Annotated in this window: 10 protein-coding genes and 2 pseudogenes; 3 read left to right on the forward strand and 9 right to left on the reverse strand. The window is 72.8% G+C overall.

All coding sequences use genetic code 11. From position 1 onward, the window contains the following. Nucleotides 1–237: 237 nt before the first annotated feature. A complete protein-coding gene (locus IEZ01_RS04080; RefSeq protein WP_019890294.1) occupies nt 238–1,239 on the forward strand; it encodes a helix-turn-helix domain-containing protein in 1,002 nt (333 codons plus the stop codon). A 60-nt stretch (nt 1,240–1,299) separates the two neighbouring features. Then, the gene (locus tag IEZ01_RS04085) at nt 1,300–1,806 is read left to right on the forward strand and encodes a DUF456 domain-containing protein (protein WP_019890293.1); all 507 of its coding nucleotides are present in this window, start codon (nt 1,300–1,302) and stop codon (nt 1,804–1,806) included. A gap of 39 nt (nt 1,807–1,845) precedes the next feature. Here the strand turns inward: IEZ01_RS04085 and IEZ01_RS04090 are convergent, their stop codons facing one another. The 9 genes and pseudogenes from IEZ01_RS04090 to IEZ01_RS04130 form a co-directional block, all read right to left on the reverse strand. Next, entirely contained in the window at nt 1,846–2,292 is a 447-nt protein-coding gene (locus IEZ01_RS04090; RefSeq protein WP_019890292.1) for a GNAT family N-acetyltransferase, read from the reverse strand. 36 nt (nt 2,293–2,328) lie between these two features. Further along, nucleotides 2,329–3,702 carry a DNA-3-methyladenine glycosylase 2 family protein gene (locus IEZ01_RS04095; RefSeq protein ID WP_189200203.1) on the reverse strand — a complete coding sequence of 458 codons (1,374 nt, stop codon included), beginning with the start codon at nt 3,700–3,702 and terminating at the stop codon, nt 2,329–2,331. Between the two features lie 82 nt (nt 3,703–3,784). Beyond that, nucleotides 3,785–4,921 carry a ribosome small subunit-dependent GTPase A gene (gene rsgA / locus IEZ01_RS04100; RefSeq protein ID WP_189199929.1) on the reverse strand — a complete coding sequence of 379 codons (1,137 nt, stop codon included), beginning with the start codon at nt 4,919–4,921 and terminating at the stop codon, nt 3,785–3,787. A gap of 289 nt (nt 4,922–5,210) precedes the next feature. Next, nucleotides 5,211–6,458: a TerD family protein gene (locus tag IEZ01_RS35825; RefSeq protein ID WP_189199931.1), complete on the reverse strand. Its 1,248-nt coding sequence runs from the start codon at nt 6,456–6,458 to the stop codon at nt 5,211–5,213. A gap of 85 nt (nt 6,459–6,543) precedes the next feature. Beyond that, nucleotides 6,544–7,226 (reverse strand): annotated as a pseudogene (locus IEZ01_RS04110) (potassium-transporting ATPase subunit C). Nucleotides 7,227–7,231: 5 nt separating this feature from the next. Further along, complete coding sequence (kdpB, locus tag IEZ01_RS04115) at nt 7,232–9,235, reverse strand: potassium-transporting ATPase subunit KdpB (RefSeq protein ID WP_189200208.1); 2,004 nt, start codon at nt 9,233–9,235, stop codon at nt 7,232–7,234. Nucleotides 9,236–9,248: 13 nt separating this feature from the next. Then, nucleotides 9,249–10,094 (reverse strand): annotated as a pseudogene (locus tag IEZ01_RS04120) (potassium-transporting ATPase subunit KdpA); the annotation flags it as partial. Nucleotides 10,095–10,126: 32 nt separating this feature from the next. Beyond that, nucleotides 10,127–10,216: a K(+)-transporting ATPase subunit F gene (gene kdpF, locus IEZ01_RS04125; RefSeq protein WP_019890282.1), complete on the reverse strand. Its 90-nt coding sequence runs from the start codon at nt 10,214–10,216 to the stop codon at nt 10,127–10,129. Next, nucleotides 10,213–10,440, reverse strand: coding sequence for a hypothetical protein (locus IEZ01_RS04130; RefSeq protein WP_078513437.1), 228 nt, complete (start codon nt 10,438–10,440; stop codon nt 10,213–10,215). The genes kdpF and IEZ01_RS04130 overlap by 4 nt, the downstream gene beginning before the upstream one ends. Before the next feature lie 119 nt (nt 10,441–10,559). On the opposite strand from IEZ01_RS04130, the gene IEZ01_RS04135 reads away from it, so the two are divergent. Next, complete coding sequence (locus IEZ01_RS04135) at nt 10,560–12,362, forward strand: hypothetical protein (protein ID WP_189199933.1); 1,803 nt, start codon at nt 10,560–10,562, stop codon at nt 12,360–12,362. Nucleotides 12,363–12,369: the final 7 nt, after the last annotated feature.

Below are 12,369 nucleotides of genomic sequence, written 5' to 3' on the forward strand. Positions count from 1 at the left end.
GGGTCGCTGCCGGAGTCGGTAGGAGTACGCGGGCTTCGCCGGGGTGAGCGCTGCGGGGCTGTGGCCCACGCGGCCCGTCGTCGTTGGTGCTGCGGTGGCACCACATTGGCAGAGGAACGGGTGGTGCGGGGATGATGGGCGAGGCGGGAATGCGCCGTGGCTGATTCCCGCCACGGCGACAGCGGAACGAGTGGGTCCGGCGGGCGGGGCGCCGGGTCGGGCAAGGGGTGGGCAGCGATGCTGGGAGCGATCGGTCTCGACGAACGGCAGGAGTCGGCCTATCGCGCGCTTGTCGCGCTGGGCGCGGCTGAGGTGGCCGATCTGGCCCACCGGCTGGCGCTGCCGGAGGGCGAGACCGAACGGGCGCTGCGCCGGCTGGAGGCGCAGGGGCTCGCCGCGCAGTCCTCGTCCCGTACGGGACGGTGGGTGGCGGCGCCGCCCGCGGTGGCGCTGGGCGCGCTGCTGACCCAGCAGCGCCATGAGCTGGAGCAGGCGGAGCTTGCGGCGGTGCTGCTGGCGGAGGAGTACCGGGCCGAGGCCGCCGAGCCGGCCGTGCACGACCTGGTGGAGGTGGTCACCGGCGCGAGCGCCGTCGCCCACCGCTTCCTCCAGCTCCAGCTCGGCGCGGCCGAGGAGGTGTGCGCGCTGGTCACCGGACGTCCGGTCGCGGTCACCGGCATCGACAACGACGCGGAGGAGCGGGCCTCCGAGCGGGGTGTGGCGTACCGGGTCGTGCTCGAAAGGGAGGTGCTGACGCTGCCCACGGGGCTCGTCGAGCTGTCGGCGGCGCTCGGCCGCGACGAGCAGGTGCGCGTGGTGGAGAAGGTGCCGACGAAGCTGGTGGTGGTCGACCGGTCGCTGGCGATGGTGCCGCTGACCGGTCGCGGCGCGGAGCCCGCGGCTCTCGTCGTGCACGCGAGCGGGCTGCTGGAGTCGTTGATGGGCCTGTTCGAGGCGGTGTGGAAGGACGCGCTGCCGCTGCGGCTGGGGGCGGGCGGGCAGGTCATGGAGGACCGGCTGCCGGGGCCGGACGCCACCGACCTGGAGATTCTCTCCCTGCTGCTTGCGGGGATGACCGACGCGAGCGTCGCCAAGCAGCTGGAGCTGGGGCTGCGGACCGTACAGCGGCGGGTGAAGGGGCTGATGGAGCTGACGGGGGTGACGACCCGGCTCCAGCTGGGCTGGCACGCGTACGAGAAGGGCTGGGTGTCCCGGGACCCGAGGGCCGCCCGGGCCTGACGAGGTCCGTCGGCCGGGGACCGGGAAGCGTGCCCGTGGCCGGTCCGGCACGCTTGACAGATGGGTGTGTGGCAGCTCCTTCTGATCGGGGTGGTGATGCTGCTCGGCCTGGCCGGGGTGCTGGTTCCCGTCGTGCCGGGGCCGTGGTTCGTCTGGGCCGCGATGCTCTGGTGGGCGCTGCACATGCAGACCGGCCTCGCCTGGGGACTCCTGGTCGGTGCGACGGCGCTGCTGCTGGTCACCCAGGCGATCGTGTGGCACCTGCCGCCGCGCCGGATCCGGGGGGTCGGGGTCACCCGCCGGATGGCGGCGTTCGCCGGTTTGGGGGCGCTGTTCGGTTTCTTTCTGCTGCCGGTCGTCGGCGGTGTCCTCGGCTACCTCGGCGGCATCTACACCTGCGAGCGGATCCGTCTCGGCGGCCACGGCCAGGCGGTGGCCTCGACCCGCACGGTGATGCGGGCCGTGGGGACGAGCGTGCTGGTGGAGCTGATGGCCTGCCTGCTGATCGTGGGGGCGTGGATGGGTGCCGCGATCTGGGGCGGCCCGCCCGCCCCGGCACCCGCCTAGCGACGGCGGGGGCTGGGCGGGCGGGCCCAGGAGTCGGAACTAGCGCGGGCCGGGCAGCTCGATCTGGTAGCGGATGAAGCCGCGGTTGTCGGCGACCTGGTCGTACAGCCGCCGGGCGGTGGCGTTGGTCTCGTGCGTCATCCAGTACAGCCGGCAGCAGCCCTGCTCCTCGGCCCACACCCGGACGGCTTCGATCAGGGCGCGGGCCACGCCCTTGCCGCGCGCCTCGGGGGCGGTGAAGAGGTCCTGCAGATAGCAGAGGTCCGGGCCCGAGGTGCTGGGGTGGATGAAGAAGTGGGTGATGCCGACGAGCCGGCCGTCGAGGCGGGCGCCGAGCGCGTGCAGCCGGGTGTCCTCCTGGAAGGCGGCCCAGGAACGCTCGTACATCGCGTCGGGTTCGGTGCGCCCGTAGAAGTCGATGTAGCCGCGGAAGAGCTGCTCCCAGGTGTCCCGGTCGGACGGTGCGAGCCTGTCGATGGTGATCATGGGTCCACGGTAGGACACGCACGGAACGCCATTCGCTCAGGCGTACGACTCGATGCTCGGATCCGGCGAGGCCGCGGTCCGGTCCAGATACCGCCCGGCGTACGAGCGCCAGGGCCGCCAGGCCTCGCGGTCGGCGCGCGGGTGGACCGCCACGTCCGGGTCGCCGAGCGCCCGCATCCGCACCAGCGCCGCGGTCTCGGCCGTGACGTGCGGGACGGCGAGCAGGGCGTGTTCCGCCTCGTCGCGCTCGGCGCCGGGATCGAGCCGTACGGCCCGGTCGGCGAGGGCGGTCGCGAGGGAGCCCACGACCGGATGGCCGGTGAGCGCGGCGGGCTCGGGGAAGAGGCGGGTGAGGCCGCCGCAGGGGCGTTCCAGCGGTGTGCCGTACGCCTCGGCCAGCCGTGCCGCCTCCTGCTGTCCGGCGACGGCCCGCACGGCGAACTCCTCGGGTTCGGCCGCGCCGGGCGAGCGCAGGCCCGGGCGGGCGGCGACGAGCGGGCCGAGGAGCGGGTCGGGGCCGAGCCGTTCGGCCACCGCGTACGGGTCGGCGTCCAGGTCGAACAGCCGGCGCAGCCGCTGGACGGCGGTGGTGAGGTCGCGCAGATCGGTGAGGTGGATCCGGGCCTGGAGCCAGCGGCCCGGCGACTCCTCGTCGACGGCGGCGATCGCGGAGCCGTACGGCAGGCGGAGGGTGCGCCGGTAGGTACGGGCGCCGGGGGCGCCGGTGACCTCCTCGACCTGGGGCAGGGCCTCGGCGGCGAGCAGGTCGAAGACCTCCCGGGCGGCGTACGGACCGCGGTGGGCCAGCCGCAGCGGGACGCCGGCGCTCACGGCGGTACGGGGTCCCGCGCCGGTGCCGGATTCGGCGCGCAGGGCGCTCGGGGTGCGGGCGTAGATGCCGCGGATGGTGTCGTTGAACTGCCGGACACTGGCGAACCCGGACGCGAACGCGATCTCGGTGATCGGCAGGCTGGTGGTCTGGAGCAGCAGCCGCGCGGTGTGGGCGCGCTGGGCGCGGGCGAGCGCGACGGGCCCGGCGCCGAGCTCGCTGGTGAGCTGCCGCTGGACCTGGCGGGCGCTGTACCCGAGGCGTCCGGCGAGGCCGGGGACGCCTTCGCGGTCCACGACTCCGTCGCCGATCAGACGCATGGCGCGGCCGACGACGTCGGCGCGGACGTTCCACTCCGCGGAGCCGGGCACGGCGTCCGGCCTGCAGCGGCGGCAGGCGCGGAAGCCGTGTCCCTGGGCGGCGGCCGCAGACGGGAAGAACGTGACGTTCTTGCGCTTGGGCGTGACGGCGGGGCAGCTGGGACGGCAGTAGATGCCGGTGGTGCGGACGGCGAAGAAGAACTCGCCGTCGAACCGCGCGTCCCGGCTGCTGACCGCCTCGTACCTGGTCTCTTCGTCCATCACGAGACCCAGTGTGCGTCACCCCCGGCACCCTTTCCGGCGGTTTTCGGACGTGGCACTCCGCGTCCCGCCGGGGCCTCGGCTACCGGTCCCGGCCCTTGACCTGGGCCGCCCGGCGTCCCTCGGCCGCCTTCCGCTTCCAGTCCTTGAGGAGCTCCGTACGCAGCCGCGCGTCGGTCTTGGCGACGATCCGCCGGTTCTCCCGCAGCAGTTTGCGGTAGCTGTCGAGACGCCGCTCGGGCAGCGTGCCGTCCGCCAGCGCGGCGAGCACCGCGCAGCCGGGCTCGGACTCGTGAGCGCAGTCGTGGAAACGGCAGCCCTCGGCCAGCTCCTCGATCTCCGAGAAGACCTGCTCGACCCCGCTGCCGGCGTCGTACAGGCCGACGCCGCGCAGGCCGGGCGTGTCGATCAGGACGCCGCCGCCGGGAAGGAGGAGGAGATTACGGATGGTGGTGGTGTGCCGGCCTTTGCCGTCGACGTCGCGGGTGGCCTGGACGGCCATGACGTCCTCGCCGAGGAGTGCGTTGGCGAGGGTGGACTTGCCCGCGCCGGATGCGCCGAGGAGCACGCTCGTGCCGTCGCCGACGATCGCGGCGAGCGCCTCCACGCCCTCACCGGTGTTGGAGCTGACGGCGAGGACCTGCACGCCGGGCGCGGCGGCCTCGACGTCCTGGACGAGATACGACAGCCCGATCGGGTCCGGCACCAGGTCGGCCTTGGTGAGGACGACGAGCGGCTGCGCGCCCGACTCCCAGGCCAGTGCGAGGAACCGCTCGATCCGGCCGAGGTCGAGCTCGACGGCGAGCGACACCGCGATGATCGCGTGGTCGACGTTGGCGGCGAGGATCTGCCCCTCGGACCGCTGGGACGACGTGGAGCGTACGAAGGCGGTGCGGCGCGGCAAGTACTCCCGTACGTAACGGGGGTTGCCGCCGGCGTCGACCGCCGCCCAGTCACCGGTGCAGATGACCCGGAGCGGATCGTGCGGGGTGACGAAGGCGGTGTCGGCGCGGACGAGACCCTCGGCGGTGACGAGGTCGCACTGCCCGCGGTCGACCCGTACGACCCGGCCGGGGACGAGCCCCCGCTCGGCGTGGGGAGCGAACTCGGCCGCCCAGCCCTCGTCCCAGCCGTACGGGACGAGAGCGTGCGACGTCGGATCCGGAGGAGCAGCCTGAGGAGAAGACTGGAGAGAAGCCTGACGAGAGGAGAGAGACAAGGGGTGACCCTTCACAAGGGTGGCCCCGGCGCGCGCACTCGGGCGCGCAGAGAAGGAAGATCAGCCGGTGGCCACGGAGGTGGAGTTGATGAACTTCTGAATGAGGGCGGCGCCCATCGACACGACAGCCATCACTCACACCTCCTGGATCACAGAGACCGGCACACGCGGACGACCGCATGGCGTGTCCGCAAGAACGACCACACCATAGCCCCGGCCCTGCGGCGCGCGCGAAGCATTTTCGTACGGGCGCGCGCCGCACCGTTCACACCCCGAGCTCCCCGGCGGACTACAGGTGTTTGAGCTGTGCCCGCCAGGGGCCGTCGGCCATCTCCAGGTGCACGATCAGCGGGCCTTCGGGCAGCGGGAGGGTCTCGCGCCGCTTGCCGATCTCGTTGACGACGTTCTCGTACGAGGGCAGGGCCGTGGGGTCCTGGTGGCCCGCCAGTTCGTAGAGGTGGACGATGAGGTTGTCGTCGCCGCGGTAGCGGATGGTGAGGTCGGCCGGGCCCGCCGTGTGCAGCAGGACGTCGGGGCCGCCGCACTCCAGCTTTTGCGCCGTCAGCCGCCGGGCCGCCGCCAGCGGCAGTACCCGTACCTGCCACGGCCCGTCCGCCTCCAGCCGCAGGCGCAGGGGCCCTTTGCCGGGGACCTCGGCGAGCATCCGGCCACGGAAGTCCGGCTCGGTGCTGTTGACGAGGTTGTCCTTGTTTTTGTTGCGCCGGTCGAGGAGCCACAGGCCCGTGTATCCGTCGCCGTTGACGGCGAGTTCGACGATGACCGGCCCGGGCGGGAGGCCGTCCACGGAGATCACGTCGTTGTCCCGGCCGGTCCATGTGTACGGCTCGAAGACCGCTCCGTACGACCACCGGTCGGCCACGGGCGGCTGCGCGGCCGGCGGCGTGACGGGCGACGGCGCGGCGAACGGGACCGGGGCGTAGGCCTGGACCGGGGCCGGGCCCTTGACCGGGTGCGGCGGCGCGAAGTGTGGGACCGGCGCGGCGGGCGGCTGTGCCGGGAGTGGCGTCGGGGCCGGAGCAGGCGCCGGGCCGGCGTCCGCCACGTTCACGCCGTGGTCCCTCGCCAGGCCGGCCAGGCCGTTCACGTAACCCTGACCCACCGCGCGGAACTTCCAGCCGCCCGCCCGCCGGTACAGCTCCACCAGCACCATCGCCGTCTCGCCGCCGGCGTCGGTCACGTCGTAGCGCGCGACCGGCGTACCGTCCGGCGCGAACGCCTCGACGGACGGCCCGGCCACGTCCCGGATCGCGCCACCACTGGTCGAACCGACCACCAGAACGGAGGCGATCTCCGCCTCGATCCGGGTGAGGTCCGCCTCCAGCCACGCCGTGCCGTCCGCGCCGCCGGTCAGCCGTACGGCGTTCGTCGGATGGACCGGCGCGCCGTGGAAGACGACGTCCCCGTCCCCCCGGACTGTGCCCTGCTCCGTCAGCAGCAACGCCATGGCTTCCAGCCCGCCCCGCACCGCGACCCGCAGCGGCACCGTCGGAACAAAAGCGTTGGCTCCCTTGATCATTCCCCCACCATTCATCACGGGGGCATCTTCCGTCCCGCCGAGCCCGCAGGACAAGGCCCGGCCGTCGCGGAACCGGCAATCCCCGTCAGCTCTTGGTCAGTTCCTTACCGACCAGGTCCCGGAGGGCGATGTTGAGCTGGAGCACATTGACGCGGGGCTCGCCGATGAAACCGGCGATCCGGCCGTCGGTGTGGTCGGCGACGAGCTGCTCGACCTTGGCGGCGTCGAGCCCGTTCCGCTCGGCGACGCGGCGGACCTGGAGTTGGGCGTACTCGGATGAGATGTGCGGGTCGAGGCCGGAGCCGGAGGAGGTGACGGCGTCGGCCGGCACGTCCTCGGGCCGTACGGGGTGTCCCGGGGTGGAGTTGTCCCTGACGACCGCGGCCTTGGCGTCCTTCACCCAGGCGATCAGATCCGCGTTGTCGCCGGAGCGGTTGGTGGCGCCGGAGACGAGCAGCTTGTACCGGGTGTTGACGGTGTTGCCGCCCAGGCCGTTGGAGGGGCGCGGCTGGAACCACTTCAGGTCCGGCGCCGCGGTCTCCTCGCCGTCCTTCGGCGGCAGGTCGTAGCGCTGGCCGATGAGTTCGGAGCCGACGACCTTTCCGCTCCCGTCCTTGATCTCGGAGCCGTTCGCCTTGGCCGGGAAGGCCACCTGGGCGACGCCGGTGACGGCCAGCGGGTAGAGCACGCCGCAGACCAGCGTGAGGACGAGGAGGGCGCGCAGCCCCGCCCACAGACACGGCCGGCGTTTCCTGTCGAGTTGTTCATGATCGTCAGCCGATTCCGGAGATGAGGGAGAGGAGCAGGTCGATGATCTTGATGCCGATGAACGGGGCGATCAGGCCGCCCAGTCCGTAGAGACCGAGGTTGCGGCGGAGCATCCTGTCGGCGCTGGTCGGCCGGTACCGCACCCCCTTCAGGGCGAGCGGCACGAGCGCGACGATGATCAGCGCGTTGAAGATGACGGCGGAGAGGATCGCGGACTCGGGCGAGGACAGGCCCATGATGTTGAGCTTGTCCAGGCTCGGGTAGGCCACCGCGAACATCGCCGGGATGATCGCGAAGTACTTGGCCACGTCGTTGGCGATCGAGAACGCGGTCAGGGCGCCCCGCGTGATGAGGAGTTGCTTGCCGATCTCGACGATCTCGATGAGCTTGGTCGGGTTGGAGTCCAGATCGACCATGTTCCCGGCCTCCTTGGTGGCGGACGTGCCGGTGTTCATGGCCACGCCCACGTCGGCCTGGGCCAGCGCCGGGGCGTCGTTGGTGCCGTCGCCGGTCATCGCGACCAGCTTCCCGCCCGCCTGCTCCCGCTTGATGAGCGCCATCTTGTCCTCGGGCGTGGCCTCGGCGAGGAAGTCGTCGACGCCCGCCTCCTCGGCGATCGCCTTCGCGGTCAGCGGGTTGTCGCCGGTGATCATGACCGTCTTGATGCCCATCCGGCGCAGCTCGTCGAACCGCTCCCGCATGCCCTCCTTGACGACGTCCTTCAGGTGCACGACACCGAGGACGCGCGCGCCCTTGCCGTCTTCCACGGCCACCAGCAGCGGCGTGCCGCCGGCCTGGGAGATCCGGTCGGTGAGTTCCCGCGCGTCGTCGGCGACCTCGCCGCCCTGCTCCTTCACCCATGCCAGGGCCGAACCGGCCGCGCCCTTGCGGACCTTGCGCCCCGCCACGTCCACACCCGACATACGGGTCTGGGCGGTGAAGGCGATCCATTCGGCGTGGTCGAGTTCGCCCTGGTGGCGCTCGCGCAGCCCGTACCGCTCCTTGGCGAGGACGACGATCGAGCGGCCCTCCGGGGTCTCGTCGGCGAGCGAGGAGAGCTGCGCCGCGTCGGCGACCTCGGCCTCCGTCGCGCCGCGTACGGGGACGAACTCGGCGGCCTGGCGGTTGCCGAGGGTGATGGTGCCGGTCTTGTCGAGCAGCAGGGTGGAGACGTCGCCGGCGGCCTCGACCGCCCGCCCCGACATGGCGAGCACGTTGCGCTGTACGAGCCGGTCCATCCCGGCGATGCCGATCGCCGAGAGCAGCACGCCGATCGTGGTCGGGATGAGGCAGACGAGCAGGGCGGTGAGGACGATCAGCGAGGTCTGCTCGTCGGCGCCCGCGTAGACCGCGAAGGGCTTCAGGGTGACGACGGCGAGCAGGAAGACGATCGTCAGCGAGGCGAGCAGGATGTTGAGCGCGATCTCGTTGGGGGTCTTCTGCCGGGCGGCGCCCTCGACCAGGTTGATCATCCGGTCGATGAAGGTCTCACCGGGCCTGGTCGTGATCTTGACGACGATCCGGTCGGAGAGGACCTTCGTACCGCCGGTGACGGCCGAGCGGTCGCCGCCGGACTCGCGGATGACGGGCGCCGACTCGCCGGTGATGGCGGACTCGTCGACGGAGGCCACCCCTTCGACGACGTCTCCGTCGGCGGGGATGATGTCGCCGGCCTCGCAGACCACGAGGTCGCCGATGCGCAGTCCGGTGCCGGGGACCTCCTCCTCGCCCGTCTTCGTGAGACGCCGGGCGACGGTGTCGGTCTTGGCCTTGCGCAGGGTGTCGGCCTGGGCCTTGCCCCGGCCCTCGGCCACCGCCTCCGCCAGGTTGGCGAAGACCGTGGTGAGCCACAGCCAGGCGGTGATCGCCCAGCCGAACCAGTCGCCCGGCTCCTTGAGTGCGAGCACGGTGGTGACCACCGAGCCGACCAGGACCACGAACATGACGGGCGACTTGACCATCACGCGCGGGTCGAGCTTGCGCAGCGCGTCCGGGAAGGACGAGACCAGCTGCTTAGGGTCGAAGAGCGTACCCCTGCCTGAGGGAGCCGACCATCCGGCCGAAGGTCCGGGTCAGGGCGAACGGGATGGCCAGGATCAGGAAGATCTCGAAGAGGTTGGAGAGCCCGTTGGGGTTCTCGAACGGGTGGGCGGAGTTGGCGTTGAAATAGCCGCCGCCGTTGGTGCCCAGCTCCTTGATGACCTCCTGGGAGGCGACCGCGCCGCCGTTCCACTGCTGCGAGCCGCCCGTGAACTGGCCGACCTCGTGGATGCCGGCGAAGTTCTGGACGGCGCCGCAGGCGACCAGCACGAGCGCGCCGATCACCGAGATCGGCAGCAGGATGCGGACGACCCCGCGGACCAGGTCGGCCTAGAAGTTGCCGAGCTCACCGGTACGGGACCGGGCGAAGCCGCGCACGAGCGCGACCGCGACCGCGATGCCGACCGCCGCCGAGACGAAGTTCTGCACGGCGAGGCCACCGGTCTGGACGACATGGCCCATGGCCTGCTCGCCGGCGTACGACTGCCAGTTCGTGTTGGCCACGAACGACGCGGCGGTGTTGAACGCCTGGTCCGGGTCGATCGAGGCGAAGCCGAGCGAGCCGGGCAGCGAGCCCTGGGCCCGCTGGAGCAGGTAGAGGAAGAGGACGCCGACGGCGGAGAAGGCGAGCACGCCGCGCAGGTAGGCGGGCCAGCGCATCTGGGTGTCGGGGTCGGCGCCGATGCTCTTGTAGATCCACTTCTCGGCGCGCAGGTGCTTGCCGGAGGAGTACACCCGGGCCATGTGGTCGCCGAGGGGGCGGTACGCCAGTGCGAGCGCCGCGGTCAGGGCGAGGAACTGGAGCACCGCGGCGAGGATGGGGCTCATGCCCCCCGCAGCGGCAGCGACTGATGTCACCGTCAGAACCTCTCCGGCTTGAGCAGGGCGAGGACGAGATAGCCCAGCAGGGCGGCGGCCACGATCAGGCCGACGATGTTCTCGGCGGTCACAGCTTGGCCACCCCCTTGGCGATGAAGGCCACCAGCGCGAAGACCGCGACCGTGGTGACGACGAAGGCCAGGTCGGCCATCGTGAGCTCCTGGATGAAGAACGGATTCTCGGACCAGATGAGAAAATCGCCTTTCAGCCAGGCTCCCGCCGCCGTTGACGCCTCCCATACGGCCCGGCGCGCCCTCTTGACGGTTCCTCTACGGGGGCGCCGCGCCTCCGCCATCGCAGTGGATTCGCCGCACGACCAGCGCAATCACCGGTGTCACCACCGGACGCGCCGGATACTTCGGCCGACGCTGGCGGCAGTCCGCCGTGTTCGAGGCCCGGGAGGAAGTACCCGCCATGAGGGTCAGGCCCGTCACTCGTACCCGCACGCTCCTGCTGCTGGCCGGAGCGCTGCTCCTGGCCGCCCCGGCCGGGGGGCTGACCGCCCGCCCGGCCGCGGCCGACGGTGTCGGTTCCCGGGTGCTCGGGCTGACCGTGACCGTCAACAACCGCCCTGGCCGGGAGGCGGAGCGCCGGGGTGTGCGGGTGGGGCACCCGGTGGTCAAGAAGTACCGGATCGTCAACCGCTCGGGCGCCGATCTGCACCGGGTCACGCTGAGGGACCCGGCCGTGCCCGGCGGCGTGGTGCGCTGTCCGGGCGGGCGGTCGTTCTGGCTGCGCGGAATGAGCGGGGTCGTCTGTACGGCGCGGTTCACCGCCACGGCCGGCCGGCACACCACGACCGCGCACGCCGAGGCCCAGGTCCCCTCCCTCGGTCTGCGGCCCCGTGCCTCGGCCACCGCCGGGTACCAGGGGGTGGGCGGAACCCTGCGGCTGTGGGTGTCGGTGACCTCCGTCCAGGCGTCGCGGGCGGTGGTGAGGTACACCGTCGGCAACTCCGGCAACCGGCCGGTGTACGGGGCCCGGCTCACCGAACTGGACCTGCGCCCGCCCCGGATCACCTGCGCGGGGCACCGCACGCCGGTGCTGCTCGTACCCGCCGGGGGGACGGTGGTGTGCGAGGCCCGGCTGACCGGGCTGCGGCCGGGGGCGTACCGCAGCGCGGCCGTGGTCCGGGGCAGTGACAGGCTGTCCACGATCGACCCGAAGGGCTGCGCCAAGGCCCCGCCGGTGCTTCTGGCGCGGGCGACGGACCACTTCGCCGTACGGGGCACGGCACGGGCGGTACCCGGGCAGCCCACCAGCCCGGCGGCGGCCACGCCGTCTCCGGGGGCGGTGGCGACGACTCCGGCGGCCGCAGCCACGCCGGCAGCTCCCGGCACTCCGGCGGCTCCGACGGCCGGGACCGCGCCGGGCGCTGCGGCCCCGGCGGCCGGTGCACCCGGTGCGCCTGGTGCGCCTGGTGCAGCCGGGATCCCGGCGGCTGGGGCGCCTGGTGCAGCCGGTGCTGCCGGGGCGGCAGGTGCAGCAGGCGCCGCCGGTGCAGCTGCGGGAGCGGGAGCGGCCGGTGCAGCTGCGGGAGCGGGAGCGGCACCACCCCCCGCCCCTGCCGCGCCCGCCGCCCCTGCCCCGGCGCCCGCTCCTCCCGCCGGACCGGCCGCCCCCGGCGCCGTGGTCCCCCCGCTCGCCGCCCTCGCGCTCGGCGGGGAGGCCCAAGCCGCTGATGCCGGCGACGCCGCCGGAACCGCCGCCGGAGCCGCCGGAATCGGTGAGTCCGCCGCGGACAGTGAGGCCGCGGCAGCCGCCGCAGCTGCGGACGCCGCAGAAGCTGCCGCTGCTGCCGCCGCCGCGGCTGCTCCGGCCGCCCCCGCGGCCCCCGGTTTCGCGGTGGCCGCCGGAATCGCCACGCCGACGCTCGGCCCGGTCACCGCCACGACTCCGGCAACAGACCCGGCAGACCCAGCCGACCCAGCCGACCCGGCCGACCCAGCGGACCCCGCGGACCCGGCAGACCCGGCAGACCCGGCAGACCCCGCAGACCCAGCCGACCGAACCGGGGAGACAGACCAGACGGACCAGACGGACCGGGCAGCTCAGAACAATCAGACCGAGCAGACGAATCCGGCCAACCAGAACGGTCCCGTCCGGGCGGCCGGCGGCTCGCCCCGGCGCGAAGAGGGGATCTCCGTCGCCATGTCGCTGCTCCTGCTGCTGATTCCGGCGGCGCTCGTCGCCATGCTGGCGAGCCGCCGGCTGTGACCGTACG

This window comes from Streptomyces purpureus (assembly GCF_014648195.1).
GTDB lineage: Bacteria > Actinomycetota > Actinomycetes > Streptomycetales > Streptomycetaceae > Streptomyces > Streptomyces purpureus.

Coding starts and splice junctions, on each gene's coding strand:
- IEZ01_RS04135 (WP_189199933.1), top strand. CDS start 10,560: ATGAGGGTCAGGCCCGTCACTCGTACCCGCACGCTCCTGCTGCTGGCC.
- IEZ01_RS04095 (WP_189200203.1), bottom strand. CDS start 3,702: ATGGACGAAGAGACCAGGTACGAGGCGGTCAGCAGCCGGGACGCGCGG.
- IEZ01_RS04080 (WP_019890294.1), top strand. CDS start 238: ATGCTGGGAGCGATCGGTCTCGACGAACGGCAGGAGTCGGCCTATCGC.
- IEZ01_RS04085 (WP_019890293.1), top strand. CDS start 1,300: ATGGGTGTGTGGCAGCTCCTTCTGATCGGGGTGGTGATGCTGCTCGGC.
- IEZ01_RS04090 (WP_019890292.1), bottom strand. CDS start 2,292: ATGATCACCATCGACAGGCTCGCACCGTCCGACCGGGACACCTGGGAG.
- IEZ01_RS04130 (WP_078513437.1), bottom strand. CDS start 10,440: ATGGCGGAGGCGCGGCGCCCCCGTAGAGGAACCGTCAAGAGGGCGCGC.
- IEZ01_RS35825 (WP_189199931.1), bottom strand. CDS start 6,458: ATGATCAAGGGAGCCAACGCTTTTGTTCCGACGGTGCCGCTGCGGGTC.